This window comes from Streptomyces sp. NPDC005263, assembly GCF_042872365.1.
Classification (GTDB): Bacteria; Actinomycetota; Actinomycetes; order Streptomycetales; family Streptomycetaceae; genus Streptomyces.
The window spans coordinates 483,033-501,540 of sequence record NZ_JBIAKJ010000003.1; the positions used below are offsets into that span (position 1 = coordinate 483,033).

Sequence of the window (18,508 nt, forward strand, 5' to 3'; positions counted from 1 at the left end):
GGGGCGGTGGCGTGGTGGGGCGTGCGGGACAATGGGGCATGTGACTCGGATCGTGATCATCGGTGGCGGACCCGGCGGATACGAAGCGGCCCTGGTGGCCGCTCAGCTCGGCGCGGAGGTGACCGTCGTCGACTGCGACGGCCTGGGCGGGGCGTCGGTCCTCACGGACTGCGTGCCGTCGAAGACCCTGATCGCCACGGCCGAGGTGATGACCACCTTCGACTCGTCGTACGAGGAACTGGGGATCATCGTCGCCGACGACACCCCGCCCATGGAGCAGGCCGCTCGGGTGGTGGGGGTCGATCTGGGGAAGGTCAACCGGCGTGTGAAGCGGCTCGCGCTGGCCCAGTCGCACGACATCACCGCGTCCGTGACCCGGGCCGGCGCCCGGGTGCTGCGGGGGCGCGGACGGCTGGAGGGCATGCAGGCCCTCGACGGGTCGCGCAAGGTGATCGTGCGGGCCGCCGACGGGAGCGAGGAGACGCTCACCGCGGACGCGGTGCTGGTCGCCACCGGCGGGCACCCCCGTGAGCTGCCCGACGCCCAGCCCGACGGCGAGCGGATCCTGAACTGGACCCAGGTGTACGACCTGACCGAGCTGCCCGAGGAGCTCATAGTGGTCGGCTCCGGTGTCACCGGTGCCGAGTTCGCCGGTGCCTACCAGGCGCTGGGGTCGAAGGTCACGCTGGTGTCGTCGCGGGACCGTGTGCTCCCGGGGGAGGACCCGGACGCCGCGGCCGTGCTGGAGGACGTCTTCCGGCGCCGGGGCATGAACGTCATGGCGCGCTCCCGGGCCCAGTCCGCGAAGCGGGTGGGGGACCGGGTCGAGGTCACCCTGGCGGACGGCCGGGTCATCAGCGGCTCGCACTGCCTGATGGCCGTCGGCGCCATTCCGAACAGTGCCGGGATGGGGCTGGAGGAGGCCGGGGTCAGGCTGCGGGAGTCCGGTCACATCTGGACCGACAAGGTCTCCCGGACCACTGCTCCGGGAGTGTACGCGGCCGGTGACGTGACCGGGGTGTTCGCGCTCGCCTCGGTGGCGGCCATGCAGGGGCGTATCGCCATGTACCACTTCCTGGGCGACGCGGTGGCCCCGCTGAACCTGAAGACCGTCTCGTCCAACGTCTTCACCGACCCGGAGATCGCCACCGTCGGCTACAGCCAGGCCGACGTCGACGGCGGGAAGATCGACGCCCGGGTCGTGAAGCTGCCGCTGCTGCGCAACCCGCGGGCGAAGATGCAGGGCATCCGGGACGGCTTCGTCAAGATCTTCTGCCGTCCCGGGACCGGGATCGTGGTGGGCGGTGTCGTCGTGGCGCCCCGCGCCTCGGAACTGATCCACCCCATCTCGCTCGCGGTCGACAACAATCTGACCGTCGAGCAGATCGCGAACGCCTTCACTGTCTATCCCTCCCTTTCGGGCTCGATCGCCGAGGTCGCCCGGCAGTTGCACACCCGTAAGGCGGACGACGGAGGCTGACGGCCGAAAGCGTTTCCTCGCTGGTCACAGCGAGTTGTCGAGCATGCGTGCGGCATAGGCGGGTGGAATGGGCCCTATACCACTTGCCGTCCTGCTGTACGAACAACTTCGGTTATCCGGCGCAAACTGCTGAAACCAGACGGTCGTTGGGGTTACTGTCAGTTTCGTGTTCGCTGCAGAACGTCGCCAATTGATCCTCGAAATGGTGCGAGCGAACGGGGCCGTGTCGCTCCGTGAACTCGCCCGCGTCGTCCAGACCTCCGAAGTGACCGTACGGCGGGACGTGCGCGCACTGGAGGCAGAAGGACTCCTCGACCGCCGGCATGGCGGTGCGGTATTGCCGGGCGGGTTCACGCGGGAGTCCGGCTTTCCGCAGAAATCTCATCTCGCGACCGCCGAGAAGACGGCCATCGCCGATCTCGCCGCGAGCTTCGTCGAAGAGGGCGAGGCCATCGTGGTCGGGGCGGGTACCACCACGCAGGAGCTGGCCCGCCGGCTCGCACGGGTGCCCGGGCTGACCGTCGTCACCAACTCACTGCTGGTGGCCCAGGCGCTGGCCCATGCCAACCGGGTGGAAGTCGTGATGACCGGCGGCACCCTGCGTGGCTCCAACTACGCCCTCGTCGGCAGCGGTGCCGAGCAGTCCCTGCAGGGGCTCAGAGTCTCCCGGGCCTTCCTGTCCGGGAGCGGGCTGACCGCCGAGCGTGGGCTGTCCACGTCCAACATGCTGTCGGCGTCCGTGGACCGGGCGCTGGTGCAGGCCGCCGCCGAGGTCGTCGTCCTCGCCGACCACACCAAGCTCGGCACCGACACCATGTTCCAGACCGTGCCGACCGATTTCATCACCCGCCTCGTCACGGACGAACCGCCCGCCCACGACGACCGTGCGGCCACCGAACTCCAGGCCCTCGCCGACCAGGGGGTGCAGATCGCCGTGGCCGGGGCGTCGGAGAACCCGGGGGGTGACCAGGCCCCGGCGCGCCGCGGGCAGCGTCGGGACGTGCCCGTCCCGGGCCCGCGCCGAGGTCAGGTTCCCGGCGGCGGACCGGGGTTGCGTACGGCCGGCACGGCCACGGCCCTCGGAGAGCAGGCCGCCGGCGCGGAACGGGCTCGGGTCGCGGACCTCCGCCGCCGCTGACGGGGCGGCCGCACACGAACGCGCCCGGCGGACTGAGGAAGTCAGTCCGCCGGGCGCGTCGATACAGCCGGGGTCAGTCCTTGATCTCGCAGATGGGCGCGCCGGACGTGAGGGACGCGCCGACGTCCGCGGACAGGCCCTTGATGGTGCCTGACTTGTGGGCGTTGAGGGGCTGTTCCATCTTCATCGCTTCGAGGACGACGATCAGGTCGCCTTCCTTGACCTCCTGGCCCTCCTCGACGGCGACCTTGACGATGGTGCCCTGCATCGGGGAGGCGAGGGTGTCGCCGGAGGCTGCGGGGCCGGACTTCTTGGCCGCGCGGCGCTTGGGCTTGGCGCCGGCGGCGAGGCCGGTGCGGGCCAGCGACATGCCGAGCGAGACCGGCAGGGAGACCTCGAGGCGCTTGCCGCCGACTTCGACGACGACCGTCTCGCGGCCCGGCTCCTCGTCCGTGTCCGCGTCGGCGGGAGCGGCGAAGGGCTTGATCTCGTTGACGAACTCGGTCTCGATCCAGCGGGTGTGGACCGTGAACGGGTCAGTCGAGCCGGTCAGTTCGGGGGCGAACGCCGGGTCCTTGACGACCGCGCGGTGGAACGGGATGGCGGTGGCCATGCCCTCGACCTGGAACTCCTCCAGGGCGCGCGCGGCACGCTGGAGGGCCTGCGCGCGGGTGGCGCCGGTGACGACCAGCTTGGCGAGCAGGGAGTCCCAGGCGGGGCCGATGACCGAGCCGGACTCGACACCCGCGTCCAGGCGCACGCCCGGGCCGGAGGGCGCCGCGAACGTGGTGACCGTGCCGGGGGCCGGGAGGAAGCCGCGGCCGGGGTCCTCGCCGTTGATGCGGAACTCGAAGGAGTGGCCGCGCAGCTCGGGATCGCCGTAGCCCAGCTCCTCGCCGTCCGCGATACGGAACATCTCGCGGACCAGGTCGATGCCGGCGACTTCCTCGGTGACCGGGTGCTCCACCTGGAGGCGGGTGTTGACCTCCAGGAAGGAGATCGTGCCGTCGAGGCCGACCAGGAACTCGACGGTGCCGGCGCCGACGTAGCCGGCCTCCTTCAGGATCGCCTTCGAGGAGGAGTACAGCTCGGCGACCTGAGCCTCGGAGAGGAACGGCGCCGGGGCCTCCTCGACCAGCTTCTGGTGGCGACGCTGGAGGGAGCAGTCACGGGTGGAGACGACGACCACGTTGCCGTGCTGGTCGGCCAGGCACTGGGTCTCCACGTGCCGGGGCTTGTCCAGGTACCGCTCGACGAAGCACTCGCCCCGGCCGAAGGCGGCGACCGCCTCGCGGACGGCGGAGTCGTAGAGCTCGGGGACTTCCTCGAGGGTGCGGGCGACCTTCAGGCCGCGTCCGCCACCGCCGAAGGCGGCCTTGATCGCGATGGGCAGGCCGTGCTCCTGGGCGAAGGCGACGACCTCCTCGGAACCGGACACCGGGTCGGGCGTGCCGGCGACCAGGGGCGCGCCGGCCCGCTGGGCGATGTGCCGGGCGGCGACCTTGTCACCGAGGTCACGGATGGCCTGCGGCGGCGGGCCGATCCAGATCAGGTCCGCGTCCAGGACCGCCTGCGCGAACTCGGCGTTCTCCGAGAGGAAGCCGTATCCGGGGTGGATGGCGTCGGCGCCGGACTCGCGCGCGGCATTCAGCACCTTCTCGATGTCGAGGTAACTGGTCGCGGGAGTGTCACCGCCCAGAGCGAACGCCTCATCCGCGGCGCGGACATGCAGAGCGTCCCGGTCCGGGTCGGCGTATACGGCCACGCTCGCGATACCGGCATCCCGGCAGGCCCGGGCCACGCGGACAGCGATTTCGCCACGGTTGGCGATGAGCACCTTGCGCACGATTGAGGCTCCCTCCTTGAAACAAGCCGAGTTTAGGGACTGCCGACACGACACTTCGACCCGTCCCCTTTGGTGAGCTTGCCCACACGGAGCGTTATACGAGGCTTGCTCGACCGACGAAATCCCTTGTCACACCTTGGTACGCGGGACTCCTCCCGGAAACCCTAGCCCTCCCATGTGGTCAAGGTCTCTGTGGTGGCGTGCTGCGGCCCACTACGTTTCTTTGTCGAGTCCCTACGAATGGCCCAATGATTCTTTGCCCGCCGACGGACTCTTGTCCCCACGTTTACCGGTTAGTAGCGTTCATGATGTCTCGAACGTACTTCAGGCCACAGCAGCCGTGCTCGGGTCGCAGTCGAAGGTGGGTGGACCGGTGGTGGTGCGCAGGCCGGTGGCGTGGGTCGTGGCGGTCGTGCTCTTCGTGGAGGCGCTCGGTGTCGCCGCGTTGAACTGGTTTCTCGGGATCGTCGTCGACCGCCAGGACATGTCCCTGGCCGGTCTCGACCCCGACGCGATGTCCACGTCGTCGAAGATCGGCGGGATCGTCTTCGGTCTCTACTTCGCCTTCTGCGGCCTGGTCGCGCTGCTGGTGGCCCTGCGCGACCGTGCGCCCGCCGGCCTCGGACGCGTCCTGCTGATCAGCGTGGCGGTGGTGCACGGGCTGCTCGGCGCGTTCGCGTGGGGGCTGATGGGCTGGCCCGAGTTCCTGTTCATGGTCCTGATGCTGGGCCTGGTCGTGCTGCTGCTGATGACGTACGACAGCCCCGGCGCGCCCGCCGACACGCAGCCCGCCGGTGGTACCCCGAACGGGTCCAAGGGCGACGGGGGTTCCCCGATCACCCCGCCCCCGGCGCCCAGCACGTCCTGAGGGCGTCCCCCACCCGCCCCGCGGCGCCGGTCACTTCTCCGGCGGTGTCCACAGCTGCGTGATCCCGACGCCCAGTTCGGCCAGCAGCCGGCGGACGAGCGGCAGGCTGAGGCCGATCACGTTGCCGTGGTCGCCCTCGATACCGTCGATGAACGGGGCCGAGCGGCCGTCCAGGGTGAACGCCCCGGCGACGTACAGCGGTTCGCCCGAGGCGACGTACGCGGCGACCTCGTCGTCGGTCGGCTCGCCGAAGCGGACCACGGTGGAGGCGGTGGCGGAGACATACCGGCCGGTGCTGGTGTCGTAGACGCAGTGGCCGGTCTGGAGGGTCCCGGCGCGTCCGCGCATCGCCTTCCAGCGGGCGGTGGCCTCCTCGGCGTCCGCCGGTTTGCCGAGCGCCTGACCGTCCAGGTCGAGCACCGAGTCGCAGCCGATCACCAGGGCGCCCCGTACCTCGGGCTTCGCCGCGACCACGGAGGCCTTCGCCTCGGCCAGGGCGAGCGCCAGCTCGGCGGGGGTCGGCGCGGTGACGGCGTCCTCGTCGACACCGCTGACGATCACCTCGGGGTCGAGTCCGGCCTGACGCAGCAGTCCGAGCCGGGCGGGGGACTGGGAGGCGAGCACGAGTCGGCGGCGTGGCTGAGCATTCATGCGGTCAGCGTATCGGCGGCCCGGCGCGCCGGGCCGGGATCTCAGCGCAGTCCGATGACGATCATCGCCAGCACCATGGCGAGTGCCACGAGAACGCCCAGCCGACGGAGCATGGCCTGCGTGTCACGCAGTTCCTCGGGCGGTTCGTTCTCGGGGTCGGACCACAGCATGGTTACCAGCGTGCGGTGCTCGCTCGCCGGGCGCCTGAGTACGCGTACTCAAGTTGGTGCCCGCGGTCGTGGTGATGCGGCCGCGGGCCGGTGGGGCCGTGCGCCGGTCACGGCCGCAACACGCCCTGGCTCAGCCCGGCCAGTAGGTACGGGCCCAGGACGTCGTCCCCGGCTGAGGCAGGCGGTGGGACGCGATCCTGGCCGGGTCCGACCAGGAGTCCCGGTCCCGCGCCGCGCGCGGCGGCACCGAGGCCGCGGCCGCGGCGCGGGCTCGGACCACCGCCAGGGCGGCGGCCAGCTCCTCGGGGGTCGGGTTGCCCCGTACGACCTTGATGTTCATGACGGCTCCCTGTCGTCCTAGAGGGGGATGTTGCCGTGCTTCTTGGGCGGCAGCGACTCGCGCTTGGTACGCAGCTGACGCAGACCCCGTACGACGTGCCGGCGGGTGTCCGACGGCATGATGACGGCGTCGACGTAACCGCGCTCGGCCGCGATGTAGGGGTTGAGGAGGGCGTCCTCGTACTCCTGGATGAGCCGGGCCCGGGTCGCCTCCAGCTCGCCCGCGGCCGTCGCCTCGGCGATCGTGCGGCGGTGCAGGATGTTGACCGAGCCCTGGGCGCCCATCACGGCGATCTGGGCGGTGGGCCAGGCGACGTTGAGGTCGGCGCCCAGGTGCTTGGAGCCCATGACGTCGTAGGCGCCGCCGAAGGCCTTGCGGGTGATGACCGTGATGAGCGGGACGGTGGCCTCGGCGTAGGCGTAGATGAGCTTGGCGCCGCGCCGGATGATGCCGTCGTGCTCCTGGTCGACACCGGGCAGGAAGCCGGGCACGTCCACGAAGGTGATCACCGGGATGTTGAAGGCGTCGCAGGTCCGCACGAAGCGGGCCGCCTTCTCGCTGGCCTTGATGTCGAGGCAGCCCGCGAACTGCATCGGCTGGTTGGCGACGATGCCGACCGGGTGGCCCTCGACCCGCCCGTACCCGGTGATGATGTTCGGCGCGTACAGCGCCTGGGTCTCGAAGAACTCGGTGTCGTCCAGGACGTGCTCGATCACCGTGTGCATGTCGTACGGCTGGTTCGCGCTGTCCGGGACGATCGTGTCCAGTTCGCGGTCCTCGTCGGTGACGGTGAGGTCCGCCTCCTCCGGGAAGGCCGGGGCCTCGGAGAGGTTGTTGGACGGCAGGTACGACAGCAGCTGCTTGATGTACTCGACGGCGTCCTTCTCGTCCCCGGCCATGTGGTGGGCCACGCCGGAGGTGGAGTTGTGGGTACGGGCGCCGCCGAGCTCCTCCATCCCGACGTCCTCGCCGGTGACCGTCTTGATGACGTCCGGGCCGGTGATGAACATGTGCGAGGTCTGGTCGACCATGACCGTGAAGTCGGTGATCGCGGGCGAGTAGACCGCGCCGCCCGCGCACGGGCCGACGACCAGGCTGATCTGCGGGATCACCCCGGAGGCGTGGGTGTTGCGGCGGAAGATCTCGCCGTACGCGCCGAGCGAGGCCACGCCCTCCTGGATGCGGGCACCGCCGGAGTCGTTGATGCCGATGACGGGACAGCCGGTCTTCAGCGCGAAGTCCATCACCTTGACGATCTTCTGGCCGTAGACCTCGCCGAGCGCGCCGCCGAAGACGGTGAAGTCCTGGGAGAACACGGCGACCGGACGGCCGTCGACGGTGCCGTACCCGGTGACGACGCCGTCCCCGTACGGGCGGTTGGCGTCCAGGCCGAAGTTGGTGGAGCGGTGCCGGGCGAACTCGTCGAGTTCGACGAACGATCCCTCGTCGAGCAGCAGGTCGATCCGCTCGCGAGCGGTCAACTTGCCCTTGGCGTGCTGTTTCTCGACGGCGCGTGCGGAGCCGGCGTGCGTCGCTTCCTCGATACGGCGCTGGAGATCCGCGAGCTTGCCCGCGGTGGTGTGGATGTCGATCCCTGGGATCTCTTGACGCTCTGCCGGCTCGGACATCGGGATGGCGCTCCCTGCCTGCTCAAAAGGGGGGACGGTTACTCATCCGTAGAGTAGTGGGGTGCCCCTCGTTCGGCAGTGCGGCGTTTCCCACACCTAGGGTGGGTTGCATGACGCCGCGAGATGGTTCTGACGCGAACGACAGCCGGTGGGCGGACCTGGACCGGCCGCCCCTCAATGGTGCCGCGCTGCGGCGCGGGCTGGTGCGGGAGGGCGGGCTGTGGTCGTCGGTGGACGTGGTGGAGCGGACCGGCTCCACCAACTCCGACCTGGTGGCCCGCGCGGCGGCGGGCGAGGCGAGCGAGGGCGCGGTCCTGGTCGCGGAGGAGCAGTCGGCCGGGCGGGGCCGCCTGGACCGGCAGTGGACGGCGCCGGCCCGCTCGGGCCTGTTCTTCTCCGTGCTGCTGAGGCCGAGCGAGGTGCCGGTGCCCCGCTGGGGCTGGCTGCCGCTGCTGACCGGGGTGGCGGTGGCGACCGGGCTGGCGCGGGCGGCCGGGGTGGACACGTCCCTGAAATGGCCCAACGACCTGCTGGTCACCGTGGGCGGTGAGGAACGCAAGGCCGGTGGGATCCTCGCGGAGCGGGCCGCGGACGACGGCGTCGTCGTCGGCGTCGGCATCAACGTGACCCTGCGCGCGGAGGAACTGCCGGTGCCGCAGGCCGGGTCCCTGGTGCTGGCGGACGCGGTGAGCACGGACCGGGATCCACTGCTGCGGGGCGTGCTCCGTTCCCTGGAGCAGTGGTACGGGAAGTGGCGGGAGGCGGGCGGGGACCCGGGCCTCAGCGGCTTGCAGGAGGCCTACGTGGCGGGCTGCGCGACGCTCGGCCGGACGGTACGGGCCCAGCTGCCGGGGGACCGGTCGATCGTGGGCGAGGCGGTCGCGGTCGACGGGGACGGCAGACTCGTGATCGCGACCGGGGAGGGCGTGCAGCAGCCGGTGGGGGCGGGAGACATCGTGCACCTGCGGCCGGCGTAAGGCCCACTAGGGACATACGGCCCGACCGGCCAGGTACCGGACGGCCGGTTGAACCGTCATCCAACCTGACGGAGTGAGCTGCGGCACACCTACCGTAAAGTGAAGGCCGGTCGATACCTGACCGTGGCAGATCGGAAGGGCAACAGGCGTGACCGTCGACGACACGGGCTCCGGCGCGGACGCGGACGGCCCGGTGGACCCTCCCCCGCACGCGAATTCGTTCGAGCGGGGAGACCCCGACGCCCCCGACCCCGGCGGAAACCCGCTCGCCCTGCGCCTCGAACATCTGATTCTCGGCGCCGAGCGGCGCTACACCCCCTTCCAGGCGGCCCGCAGCGCGGGTGTCTCCATGGAGCTGGCCTCGCGTTTCTGGCGGGCGATGGGCTTCGCCGACATTGGCCAGGCCAAGGCGCTCACCGAGGCGGACGTGCTGGCGCTGCGCCGGCTCGCGGGTCTCGTCGAGGCCGGACTGCTGAGCGAGGCGATGGCCGTGCAGGTGGCCAGGTCCACCGGCCAGACCACGGCCCGGCTCGCCGAGTGGCAGATGGACTCCTTCCTGGAGGGGCTGACCGAGCCGCCCGAGCCGGGGATGACGCGCACCGAGGTGACGTACCCCATCGTCGAGCTGCTCCTGCCCGAGCTGGAGGAGTTCCTCGTCTACGTCTGGCGCCGCCAGCTCGCCGCCTCGGCCGGCCGGGTCGTCCAGGCCGCCGACGACGAGGAGATGGTCGACCGGCGTCTCGCCGTCGGCTTCGCCGACCTCGTCGGGTTCACGCGGCTGACCCGGCGGATGGAGGAGGAGGAACTCGGCGAACTCGTCGAGGCCTTCGAGACCACCGCCGCCGACCTGGTCGCGGCGAACGGCGGACGGCTCATCAAGACGCTCGGCGACGAGGTGCTGTACGCCGCCGACGACGCGGGCGTGGCCGCCGAGATCGCGCTGCGCCTGATCGAGACCATGGCGAACGACGAGACCATGCCCGAGCTGCGGGTCGGCATCGCCTTCGGCACCGTGACCACCCGAATGGGCGATGTCTTCGGTACGACGGTGAACCTCGCCTCCCGGTTGACGTCGATAGCTCCGCGTGACGCCGTCCTCGTCGACAGCGCCCTCGCGGAGGAGCTGATCCGTACCGCCGAGGCCCCGGCCTCGGAGGCGGAGGCGGCCGAGGCCGCGGCGACCGCCGAGAAGGAGGGCGAGGAGCCGCCGACGTACCGCTTCGCGCTGCAGCCGATGTGGCAGCGGCCGGTGCGAGGGCTCGGGGTGGTCGAGCCGTGGCTGCTCACGCGCCGGGACGGGACGACGCCCTGAGCGGGCGGGGACGCCGCTAGACGCCGCCTGACCGCGCGCTTCAGCGGTCTGCGGGGGCTGTGGGGTCTGCGGGGCCTGTGGGGCCGGCTCAGTGGTTCAGCGGGTCGACGCACACGCCGATGATCGGCATGCACAGGCCCGGCCGGTGGGGATGCCCCTGGCCGGGCTGCCGGGGCTCCGGGGTCGGCGCGGCCGGGGTGTGGCTCGGGCGCGGGGCCGGGGTCGGTTTCAGGGACGGGGTCCGGGCCGGTCGTGGGGTGGTGGTGTCGGCGGGGGCCGACCACCGGGGAGTGTCGGCGGGTGCGGGGGATCCGGGCGGGTTCGGGGCGTCCGGGATGCCGGTGGTGTCCGGGACGGTCGTGGTGCCCGGCGCGGGGGTCGGTGGTGCGGTGGTCGTGGACGACGTGGGCGCCAGGCGCACGGTCCGTAACGGGGTGGCGCTCGCCCCGCCCAGGACGGCGGTCGCCGACGGACTGGCCTCGGGGACGGTCGCGGCGGTCGTGGTCGCCCGGTCCGTGCCGGTGGCGGCGGCCGGGCTGTCCGGGCGGGGTTCGGCCTCCGCGGTGCCGAGACTGGCGACCCCCGACTCGGGCGTCATCCGTACGAGACCCAGCACACCGGCGGCCAACGCCATGCCTCCCGCGGCAAGCAGCACCTTGCGGGGGCGGGGCCTGCGGTGACGGCCCCGAGGCGCCCAGAGCCGGGGTCCGGGGCCGGTACCTGTACCCGTTGCGGTGGGGGTGTGGTCGTCGGTGCCGTACGGCTCGGGAGGCCCGGTGGCGGCCTGTGGCGCGGTCGCCGCACGTGGCGCGGTGGTCCTTCTCGGCTCGGCCGGCCGGTACGTCGTCGTCATCGCGTTCCCTCCCCATGCGCTCGCGCCCCCGGTGCGCAGTGGCGGACGCACGTTATGCGCTCGTGTGGGCGGTGCGGTGGGGGTTGGGAGGGATGTTCACTCGAACGGGGTGTCGGGCGTGGTCGCGGGAACCTGCCGCCGCGCCCACTCTTTCCCCCGGGGGGCCGGGCTGCGATGATCGGGGCAGGTGATGTTAACCGTCGTTAACCGGGAGGGTGTCATGGGCGAGGAACGGTTCGGGGAGTTCGTGCTGGTGCGGCGGCACGAGCAGGGGCATGTCGCGGAGCTGGCCCTGGACCGGCCCAAGGCCATGAACGCGGTCTCGACCGGGATGGCCAGGTCTCTCACGGCGGCCTGTACGGCGCTGGCCGAGGACCGGGACGTGCGTGTGGTCGTGCTGAGCTCGACCCATGAGCGGGCGTTCTGCGTCGGCGCCGACCTGAAGGAGCGCAACTCCTTCTCCGACGCCGACCTGGTGCGGCAGCGACCGGTGACCCGGGGCGCGTACACCGGCGTGCTCCAGCTGCCGGTGCCGGTGATCGCGGCGGTGCACGGGTTCGCGCTGGGCGGCGGCTTCGAGATGGCCCTGGCGTGCGACCTGATCGTGGCGGACCGTACGGCCGTGGTGGGGCTGCCGGAGGTGTCGGTCGGGGTCATTCCGGGCGGCGGCGGCACCCAGCTGCTGCCGCGGCGGGTGGGGGCGGCCCGGGCGGCCGAGCTGATCTTCACGGCCAGGCGGGTGGAGGCCGCGGAGGCGCACGCGTTGGGGCTGGTGGACCAGCTGGTGGAGACGGGGCGGGACCGCGAGGAAGCGCTGGCGACGGCGGCGCGGATCGCGGCGAACTCCCCGGTGGGGCTGCGGGCGGCGAAGCGGGCGCTGCGGCTGGGGCACGGGCTGGATCTTCGGGCGGGCCTGGAGGTGGAGGACGCGGCTTGGCGGTCGGTGGCGTTCTCGGGGGACCGGGCCGAGGGCGTGGCGGCGTTCAACGAGAAGCGCAAGCCGGAATGGCCGGGGGAGTGACGGGCGGCCGCCCCCGCCTCGACGAGAGGCGGGGCCGCGGGGGCCGGGGGAGTGGTGGTCCGCCCCGCGGTGCCCGCCGGGCCCCGCTCACCCCACCGCCGCGTCAACTGTCCTGTTCGTCCCGAACCTCCTTAGCCTGGAGTGATGGGTGAGGACAGTCGGCTCGCGGGTGTCGTCGCGCTGGCGCAGGGCATGGCCGCGGCGCACACCTCGCGGGAGGTGTGGCGGGCCGCCGCGAACGGCGGGCGCCGCGCGCTCGGCGGGAGTTTCGCCGCGCTGTCGGTGTGGGAGCGGGAGCTCGGACGGCTGCGGGTGCTGGTGAACGTCGGGGAGCGGGCCGCGGGGGAGGAGGAGTTCCCGGAGACCGAGGCCTACCCGGTGCATCAGTTCGCCGAGATCACCGAGTTCCTGCACGAGCGGTGGGCGGGGGGCGGTGAGCCCCACGCCTGGGTGGAGACCGCGCAGGGGCCCGCCGCCGGGCGCCGGCCCGGTTACGTCCATCAGCGCGTCGCCGCCCTGCGCCACCGGGGGCGCGGCTGCTGCGTCGTGGCGCCGATCGTGCTGCACGGGCTGGCGTGGGGCGAGCTGTATGTGGCCCGCCCGGTCGGCGCTCCCGTCTTCGACCGCGGCGACGCGGACTTCGCCACCGTCCTGGCCGCCGTCGTCGCCGCGGGCATCGCCCAGACCGAGCGGCTGGAGGAGGTGCGGCGGCTGGCGTTCACCGACGCCCTCACCGGCCTCGCCAACCGGCGCGCGGTCGACGTCCGGCTGGAGGAGGTGGTGGAGCGGCACCGTACGGAAGGGATCGTCGTCAGTCTCGTCGTCTGTGATCTGAACGGGCTCAAGCGCGTCAACGACACTCGCGGGCACGCCGTCGGGGACCGGCTCCTCGAACGCTTCGGGTCCGTGCTGTCGCTGTGCGGCGCCATGCTGCCCGGGGCCCTCGCCGCGCGCCTGGGCGGGGACGAGTTCTGTCTGCTCGCGGTCGGGTCGCCCGCCGACGAGGTGGTCATGGCCGCCAGGGAACTCTGCCGCCGGGCCGCCGAGTTGGAGCTGGGCGAGGGGGTGTCCTGCGGAGTCGCGTCCACCGAGGACCCCATCGGGCCCGTGCTGTCCGCCCGCCGGCTGTTCAGGCTCGCCGACGCCGCCCAGTACCGGGCCAAGGCGGACCGGGCCACCCGGCCGGTGGTCGCCGGGCGCGGGGGTGCCGACGATCCGGTCGTACGGCTGGCCGACCAGCCCGCCGCCGAACGGACCGTCGAACGCCGCCGGTTCCGGGGGCGGCCCTGACGCGGCTGTCTCGGGGTCCGTGGGCGTGGGTGTGGTCTGCGGGTGTGACGTATTGGTAAGGGGTGAACCCCGCCCCCACTGGTGACATCCTGGAATTCACTGCGTACGCTCCTGAATATGGATATGCACACTGTGGTGGTGGGGACGTCCGGGGTCACCGCGTCCGACGTTCTCGCCGTGGCGCGAGCCGATGCCCGGATCGAGCTCTCCGAGGAGGCGGTCCTGGCCCTCGCCGCCGCTCGCGGGATCGTGGACCAGCTCGCGGCCAAGCCCGACCCCGTCTACGGCGTGAGCACCGGCTTCGGCGCGCTGGCGACCCGGCACATCAGCCGGGACCTGCGGGCCCAGCTGCAGCGCAACATCGTCCGCTCGCACGCCGCCGGGATGGGGCCGCGGGTCGAGCGCGAGGTCGTGCGCGCCCTGATGTTCCTGCGGCTGAAAACCGTCTGCTCCGGACACACCGGCGTCCGCCCCGAGGTCGCCCAGACCATGGCCGACGTCCTCAACGCCGGCATCACCCCGGTCGTCCACGAGTACGGCTCCCTCGGCTGCTCCGGCGACCTGGCCCCGCTGTCCCACTGCGCCCTGACCCTGCTGGGCGAGGGGGACGCCGAGGGCCCGGACGGTGTCGTGCGCCCCGCCGGTGAGCTGCTCGCCGAGCACGGCATCGCCCCCGTCGAACTGCGCGAGAAGGAGGGCCTCGCCCTCCTCAACGGCACCGACGGCATGCTCGGCATGCTGGTCATGGCCCTCGCGGACCTGGACACGCTCTACAAGTCCGCCGACATCACCGCGGCGCTGTCGCTGGAGGCCCTGCTCGGCACCGACAAGGTCCTCGCCCCCGAGCTGCACGCCATCCGCCCGCACCCCGGACAGGCCGCCGCCGCCGCCAACATGCTGGCCGTACTGGAGGGTTCGGAGCTCACCGGCCACCACCAGGACGACGCCCCCCGCGTCCAGGACGCCTACTCCGTGCGCTGCGCCCCGCAGGTCGCCGGCGCCGGACGGGACACCCTGGCCCACGCCCGCCTGGTCGCCGAGCGCGAGCTGGCGTCGGCGGTGGACAACCCGGTGGTGCTGCCCGACGGCCGGGTGGAGTCCAACGGCAACTTCCATGGCGCCCCGGTGGCCTACGTCCTCGACTTCCTCGCCATCGCGGCCGCCGACCTCGCCTCCATCGCCGAGCGCCGTACCGACCGGCTGCTCGACAAGAACCGCAGCCACGGTCTGCCGCCGTTCCTCGCCGACGACCCGGGTGTGGACTCCGGGCTGATGATCGCCCAGTACACGCAGGCCGCGCTGGTCAGCGAGCTGAAGCGGCTGGCCGTACCGGCGTCGGCGGACTCCATCCCGTCCTCCGCGATGCAGGAGGACCACGTCTCCATGGGCTGGTCGGCCGCCCGCAAGCTGCGCACCGCCGTCGACAACCTCACCCGGGTCGTCGCCGTGGAGCTGTACGCCGCCACCCGCGCCGTGGAGCTGCGCGACGGACTGGCCCCGGCGCCCGCCTCCCGGGCGGTCATCGACGCCGTACGGAAGGCGGGGGTGCGAGGTGCCGGCCCCGACCGGTTCCTGGCGCCCGACCTGGCCGCGGTCGACGCCTTCGTGCGGGACGGGCTGCTGGTCGCGGCGGCGGAGACGGTCACCGGACCGCTGCGGTAGGCGGGAGGGCGACAGGACGTGCGGGGCCCCGTCGGACCTGCGACGGGGCCCCGGCGGGTCACGCGAGCTTGGCCGCCTGGGCCTTCACGATCGCGGCGGGGACGCTGTACTTCGTCTGCTTGCCGCCGCCCAGAGCGGCCAGGTTGATCGAGTAGTACGTGGCGATGGTGGAGCCGTGGCGCACGACCTGCGCGTGCACGGTCGGCTCGCCGCCGCCCTCGGTCGCGCCGGTCACCGCGAACGCCATCGACTCGCCACTGGTCGCGGCGGACTTCTCCGTGCTGACCTTGGTGAACTTCTCGGTGTCCTGGCCCTTTGCCGACGCGGTGAAGCCGCCCGTGCAGCCGGCGACGGCATCGCCGAGGGCCCTCATGGTCCGCTCGGCGCCGTCACCTTCGTAGGAGGAGAGGGAGACGATGGTCATCGTGGCGCCCAGCGCGTCCTCGAGCGGGTCGGTGGATTCCGCTTCCGGCTTGCTCGTGATCACCTGGGCCGCGGGGCTGGCCATCCGGCTGACGAACGCGCTCTCCTCACCCGGCGCGAACCCGGTGAGTACGTACGCGATCGGCTCGCACCGGGCGTCCGCCACCGTCACCTCGTCCTTGGACTCGGCGAACCGGCCCCCGGTGTCGGCGGAGTCGACGTCGTAGCCTTCGAGGTCGGCCTTCGTGACGATCAGCTTCTTCAGTTCGGCCGAGGTGAGCGTCTTCGCGGTCTCCGCGGTCTTCGCGGGCGAGGAGGAGGGCTTGTTCGAGCTCTCGGACGCGTCCGAGTCGTCCGAACCCCCGCCGCAACCGGTGATGAGGGCGATGGACAGCGCGCACACGGCCGCTGTGGCGCCTAAGCGCGCCCTCGATGATCTCTTCATGGGCGGACTATGAAGGCCTCGTCAAGAACACGTCAAGCCACTGTCAAAGGTCGAGACGTTCCCGACGTACCGAATACACCACGAACCCGGCGCCCAGGGCGAGGGAGGCCGTGCCCCCGATGACGTAGGGCGTGGTGTCGAAGCTGCCGGTGTCGGCGAGCCGGGCGCCCTCGACGGTTGTCGACGAGGCCTCGGTGGCCGCTCGCGCCTGGGTGGTGACCTGGGAGCTCGGGGTGGCCGAGGGCTCCGTTCTGGCCGGGAGGTCGTCTGTCGCGTTGGCGGACGGGACGAACCAGAGGGCACCCAGCAGGGTCCCCGCGGCGGTGGCGGTCAGCAACGGACGGCGAACGGATGACACGGAATATCGATCCCCTTGTGGTGCTGGCGAATTGGCCGTGTGGAGCGATGTTAGTGAAATTCGCGGGTCACGGGAAAGTCACGGGAGGATTGAGTCGTACTCTCCGGGCATGAGCACTGCAGAGACATCACGGTTTGTACGCCTTCAGGTGGAACTTGTCCTCGAGGTCGGTGACGCGGGCGCCGTCACCGGGGCCGCGCTGGGACGGATCTCGGCCGACCCGGACTTGCCGGCCGAGGAGCGGGCGCACGCCGAGAGCGCTGTGACGGAAGACACCGCGGAGGCCCTCGCCTACCTCGTGGACCCGTTCGACCTGGTCAAGGAGGTGCCGGGGGTGGAACTCGCGCAGGCCTCCTGGTCCAGCGAGGAGATCGACTACGACCCGGATTCGCCGGACTGGGACCTCGACGAGGATGATGGCGACGAGGACGAAGAGGCGACAGGCTGAGCGCGCTTGGGGAAACATGGCCCCGGGCGGCAACCGCCGCCCGGGGTTTTCTCGTCTCACGGGGCGCACGGACCGACACCCGCACCAGATGTCACGGCAGACGTGGTGTGCCCCACACCTGGGAGGAATGTGGAACGGGACGAACCGGTCGTAGCGTTGAAGTTTGATTGACGGGGACTCTCGGGGTTCAGGGGATTCGGCAGCGATGGAGAAGCGTGTGATGACGGACAGCAAGCGGCGCAGGGGCCTGACGATGGCGTCCGCACTGCTCGGCGGAGTGCTCGTGCTCTCGGCGTGTTCCGGTGGCGGCGACGACGCCTCGGGAAGCGACGGCGGCAGCGACAGTTCGCAGTCCAAGGTCGATGAGGCGGCGGCCAAGAAGACCTCCGAGGCCCAGATCACCATCACGCCCAAGGACGGCTCGGACAACGCGTCCATCAACAACTCCGCCGCCGTCAAGGTGAGCAAGGGCACGCTCACCGACGTGGCGATGACGACCTCCGAGGGCACTGCGGTCAGCGGCCAGATATCTGCGGACAAGACCAGCTGGAAGCCCAGTGTCCAGCTGGAGCGGTCCACCACCTACAAGCTGACGGCGGAGGCGAAGGACTCCGACGGGCGCGTCGCCCACGAGAACGCCTCCTTCACCACGGTGTCCCCGAAGAACAGCTTCATCGGCACCTTCACCCCGGACGACGGCTCCACCGTCGGTGTCGGTATGCCCGTGTCGATCAACTTCGACAAGGCGATCACCAACAAGGCGGCCGTCCAGAAGGGCATCACCGTCTCCACCACCAGCGGCCAGGAAGTCGTCTGCCACTGGTTCAACACCCAGCGCATGGACTGCCGGCCCGACGAGTACTGGAAGGAGAACTCCACCGTCACCCTGAAGCTCGCGCTCGACGGTGTCGAGGGCGCCTCCGGTGTCTACGGCGTCCAGCAGAAGACGGTCACCTTCAAGATCGGCCGTAACCAGGTCTCGTACGTCGACGCGAAGACCAAGCAGATGAAGATCACGCACAACGGCGAGACCGTCAAGACCATCCCGATCTCGGCCGGTTCGCCGGACAACAAGACGTACGAAGGCATCATGGTGATGTCGGAGAAGTTCAAGGAGACGCGCATGAACGGCGCGACCGTGGGCTTCACCGACGACGACGGCAAGGGCGAGTACGACATCAAGGACGTGCCGCACGCCATCCGGCTGACGAGCTCCGGCACCTTCCTGCACGGTAACTACTGGGGCGCGAAGTCCATCTTCGGCAGCGTCAACACCAGCCACGGCTGTGTGGGCCTGTCGGACACCAAGGGTGCCAACGACCCGAACACGCCCGCCGCGTGGATGTACAACAACTCGATCCTCGGTGACGTCGTGGTCGTGCAGAACACCGGCGACAAGACCGTCGCCCCGGACAACGGCCTCAACGGCTGGAACATGAGCTGGGCCGACTGGAAGGCCGGTTCGGCGGTCTGACCGACCCGGAGTCCACAGCTTTCCGATGCCGCCCCCAGGGGCGGCATCGGTGTTTCCGGGGCCGCCCCAAGACTTCTCATCCTTCTCTTATGTCCGCCTTATCCAGTCATCACGCGGTGTACCT

General features: G+C 71.3%; 18 protein-coding genes. 10 read left to right on the top strand and 8 right to left on the bottom strand.

Going from position 1 to position 18,508, the window contains the following annotated elements:
* The first annotated feature begins 31 nt into the window (after positions 1-31).
* Positions 32-1,480 (top strand): NAD(P)H-quinone dehydrogenase, encoded by a 1,449-nt coding sequence (locus ACFYRY_RS15800; RefSeq protein WP_389144843.1) that lies wholly within the window; start codon positions 32-34, stop codon positions 1,478-1,480.
* 166 nt (positions 1,481-1,646) lie between these two features.
* Positions 1,647-2,618 (top strand): DeoR/GlpR family DNA-binding transcription regulator, encoded by a 972-nt coding sequence (locus ACFYRY_RS15805; protein ID WP_389144846.1) that lies wholly within the window; start codon positions 1,647-1,649, stop codon positions 2,616-2,618.
* Positions 2,619-2,691: 73 nt separating this feature from the next.
* Here the strand turns inward: ACFYRY_RS15805 and ACFYRY_RS15810 are convergent, their stop codons facing one another.
* Positions 2,692-4,464: an acetyl/propionyl/methylcrotonyl-CoA carboxylase subunit alpha gene (locus ACFYRY_RS15810; RefSeq protein WP_389144849.1), complete on the bottom strand. Its 1,773-nt coding sequence runs from the start codon at positions 4,462-4,464 to the stop codon at positions 2,692-2,694.
* Positions 4,465-4,837: 373 nt separating this feature from the next.
* Between ACFYRY_RS15810 and ACFYRY_RS15815 the strand changes: the two genes are divergently transcribed.
* Entirely contained in the window at positions 4,838-5,332 is a 495-nt protein-coding gene (locus ACFYRY_RS15815) for a hypothetical protein (RefSeq protein WP_389144852.1), read from the top strand.
* Between the two features lie 30 nt (positions 5,333-5,362).
* On the opposite strand, the gene ACFYRY_RS15820 is transcribed toward ACFYRY_RS15815, so the two are convergent.
* The 4 genes from ACFYRY_RS15820 to ACFYRY_RS15835 all read right to left on the bottom strand — a co-directional run bounded on the left by ACFYRY_RS15820 (position 5,363) and on the right by ACFYRY_RS15835 (position 8,121).
* Positions 5,363-5,983, bottom strand: a complete 621-nt coding sequence (locus ACFYRY_RS15820) for a Maf family protein (protein ID WP_389144855.1) — start codon at positions 5,981-5,983, stop codon at positions 5,363-5,365.
* A 41-nt stretch (positions 5,984-6,024) separates the two neighbouring features.
* Positions 6,025-6,153 carry a morphogenic membrane protein MmpB gene (gene mmpB, locus ACFYRY_RS15825; protein WP_389144857.1) on the bottom strand — a complete coding sequence of 43 codons (129 nt, stop codon included), beginning with the start codon at positions 6,151-6,153 and terminating at the stop codon, positions 6,025-6,027.
* Positions 6,154-6,283: 130 nt separating this feature from the next.
* Positions 6,284-6,493 (bottom strand): acyl-CoA carboxylase epsilon subunit, encoded by a 210-nt coding sequence (locus ACFYRY_RS15830; protein ID WP_389144859.1) that lies wholly within the window; start codon positions 6,491-6,493, stop codon positions 6,284-6,286.
* 17 nt (positions 6,494-6,510) lie between these two features.
* Positions 6,511-8,121, bottom strand: coding sequence for an acyl-CoA carboxylase subunit beta (locus tag ACFYRY_RS15835; RefSeq protein ID WP_389144862.1), 1,611 nt, complete (start codon positions 8,119-8,121; stop codon positions 6,511-6,513).
* Positions 8,122-8,231: 110 nt separating this feature from the next.
* Between ACFYRY_RS15835 and ACFYRY_RS15840 the strand changes: the two genes are divergently transcribed.
* Both ACFYRY_RS15840 and ACFYRY_RS15845 read left to right on the top strand, forming a co-directional pair.
* Complete coding sequence (locus ACFYRY_RS15840; protein ID WP_389144865.1) at positions 8,232-9,098, top strand: biotin--[acetyl-CoA-carboxylase] ligase; 867 nt, start codon at positions 8,232-8,234, stop codon at positions 9,096-9,098.
* Between the two features lie 148 nt (positions 9,099-9,246).
* Entirely contained in the window at positions 9,247-10,410 is a 1,164-nt protein-coding gene (locus tag ACFYRY_RS15845; protein WP_389144868.1) for an adenylate/guanylate cyclase domain-containing protein, read from the top strand.
* An 88-nt stretch (positions 10,411-10,498) separates the two neighbouring features.
* Here ACFYRY_RS15845 and ACFYRY_RS15850 read toward each other — a convergent pair whose 3' ends face one another.
* Entirely contained in the window at positions 10,499-11,263 is a 765-nt protein-coding gene (locus ACFYRY_RS15850) for a hypothetical protein (RefSeq protein ID WP_389144871.1), read from the bottom strand.
* Positions 11,264-11,483: 220 nt separating this feature from the next.
* On the opposite strand from ACFYRY_RS15850, the gene ACFYRY_RS15855 reads away from it, so the two are divergent.
* The 3 genes from ACFYRY_RS15855 to hutH all read left to right on the top strand — a co-directional run bounded on the left by ACFYRY_RS15855 (position 11,484) and on the right by hutH (position 15,236).
* Entirely contained in the window at positions 11,484-12,284 is an 801-nt protein-coding gene (locus ACFYRY_RS15855) for an enoyl-CoA hydratase/isomerase family protein (RefSeq protein WP_389144874.1), read from the top strand.
* A 144-nt stretch (positions 12,285-12,428) separates the two neighbouring features.
* The gene (locus ACFYRY_RS15860) at positions 12,429-13,574 is read left to right on the top strand and encodes a diguanylate cyclase domain-containing protein (RefSeq protein WP_389144877.1); all 1,146 of its coding nucleotides are present in this window, start codon (positions 12,429-12,431) and stop codon (positions 13,572-13,574) included.
* A 123-nt stretch (positions 13,575-13,697) separates the two neighbouring features.
* On the top strand, positions 13,698-15,236 hold the full coding sequence (hutH, locus tag ACFYRY_RS15865; protein WP_389146246.1) for a histidine ammonia-lyase: 1,539 nt from the start codon (positions 13,698-13,700) through the stop codon (positions 15,234-15,236).
* Between the two features lie 58 nt (positions 15,237-15,294).
* On the opposite strand, the gene ACFYRY_RS15870 is transcribed toward hutH, so the two are convergent.
* Positions 15,295-16,104: a hypothetical protein gene (locus ACFYRY_RS15870; RefSeq protein ID WP_389144880.1), complete on the bottom strand. Its 810-nt coding sequence runs from the start codon at positions 16,102-16,104 to the stop codon at positions 15,295-15,297.
* 43 nt (positions 16,105-16,147) lie between these two features.
* On the bottom strand, positions 16,148-16,462 hold the full coding sequence (locus ACFYRY_RS15875) for an LPXTG cell wall anchor domain-containing protein (protein ID WP_389144882.1): 315 nt from the start codon (positions 16,460-16,462) through the stop codon (positions 16,148-16,150).
* Positions 16,463-16,571: 109 nt separating this feature from the next.
* Here ACFYRY_RS15875 and ACFYRY_RS15880 point away from each other — a divergent pair, with 109 nt between their 5' ends.
* Together ACFYRY_RS15880 and ACFYRY_RS15885 are read left to right on the top strand one after the other, a co-directional pair.
* Positions 16,572-16,910: a hypothetical protein gene (locus tag ACFYRY_RS15880; RefSeq protein WP_389144885.1), complete on the top strand. Its 339-nt coding sequence runs from the start codon at positions 16,572-16,574 to the stop codon at positions 16,908-16,910.
* A 220-nt stretch (positions 16,911-17,130) separates the two neighbouring features.
* Entirely contained in the window at positions 17,131-18,384 is a 1,254-nt protein-coding gene (locus tag ACFYRY_RS15885) for an Ig-like domain-containing protein (protein ID WP_389144888.1), read from the top strand.
* Positions 18,385-18,508: the final 124 nt, after the last annotated feature.

Coding starts and splice junctions, on each gene's coding strand:
- ACFYRY_RS15835 (WP_389144862.1), bottom strand. CDS start 8,121: ATGTCCGAGCCGGCAGAGCGTCAAGAGATCCCAGGGATCGACATCCAC.
- ACFYRY_RS15820 (WP_389144855.1), bottom strand. CDS start 5,983: ATGAATGCTCAGCCACGCCGCCGACTCGTGCTCGCCTCCCAGTCCCCC.
- ACFYRY_RS15830 (WP_389144859.1), bottom strand. CDS start 6,493: ATGAACATCAAGGTCGTACGGGGCAACCCGACCCCCGAGGAGCTGGCC.
- ACFYRY_RS15880 (WP_389144885.1), top strand. CDS start 16,572: ATGAGCACTGCAGAGACATCACGGTTTGTACGCCTTCAGGTGGAACTT.
- hutH (WP_389146246.1), top strand. CDS start 13,698: ATGCACACTGTGGTGGTGGGGACGTCCGGGGTCACCGCGTCCGACGTT.
- ACFYRY_RS15850 (WP_389144871.1), bottom strand. CDS start 11,263: ATGACGACGACGTACCGGCCGGCCGAGCCGAGAAGGACCACCGCGCCA.
- ACFYRY_RS15870 (WP_389144880.1), bottom strand. CDS start 16,104: ATGAAGAGATCATCGAGGGCGCGCTTAGGCGCCACAGCGGCCGTGTGC.
- mmpB (WP_389144857.1), bottom strand. CDS start 6,153: ATGCTGTGGTCCGACCCCGAGAACGAACCGCCCGAGGAACTGCGTGAC.
- ACFYRY_RS15840 (WP_389144865.1), top strand. CDS start 8,232: ATGACGCCGCGAGATGGTTCTGACGCGAACGACAGCCGGTGGGCGGAC.
- ACFYRY_RS15885 (WP_389144888.1), top strand. CDS start 17,131: ATGACGGACAGCAAGCGGCGCAGGGGCCTGACGATGGCGTCCGCACTG.
- ACFYRY_RS15800 (WP_389144843.1), top strand. CDS start 32: ATGGGGCATGTGACTCGGATCGTGATCATCGGTGGCGGACCCGGCGGA.
- ACFYRY_RS15855 (WP_389144874.1), top strand. CDS start 11,484: ATGGGCGAGGAACGGTTCGGGGAGTTCGTGCTGGTGCGGCGGCACGAG.
- ACFYRY_RS15860 (WP_389144877.1), top strand. CDS start 12,429: ATGGGTGAGGACAGTCGGCTCGCGGGTGTCGTCGCGCTGGCGCAGGGC.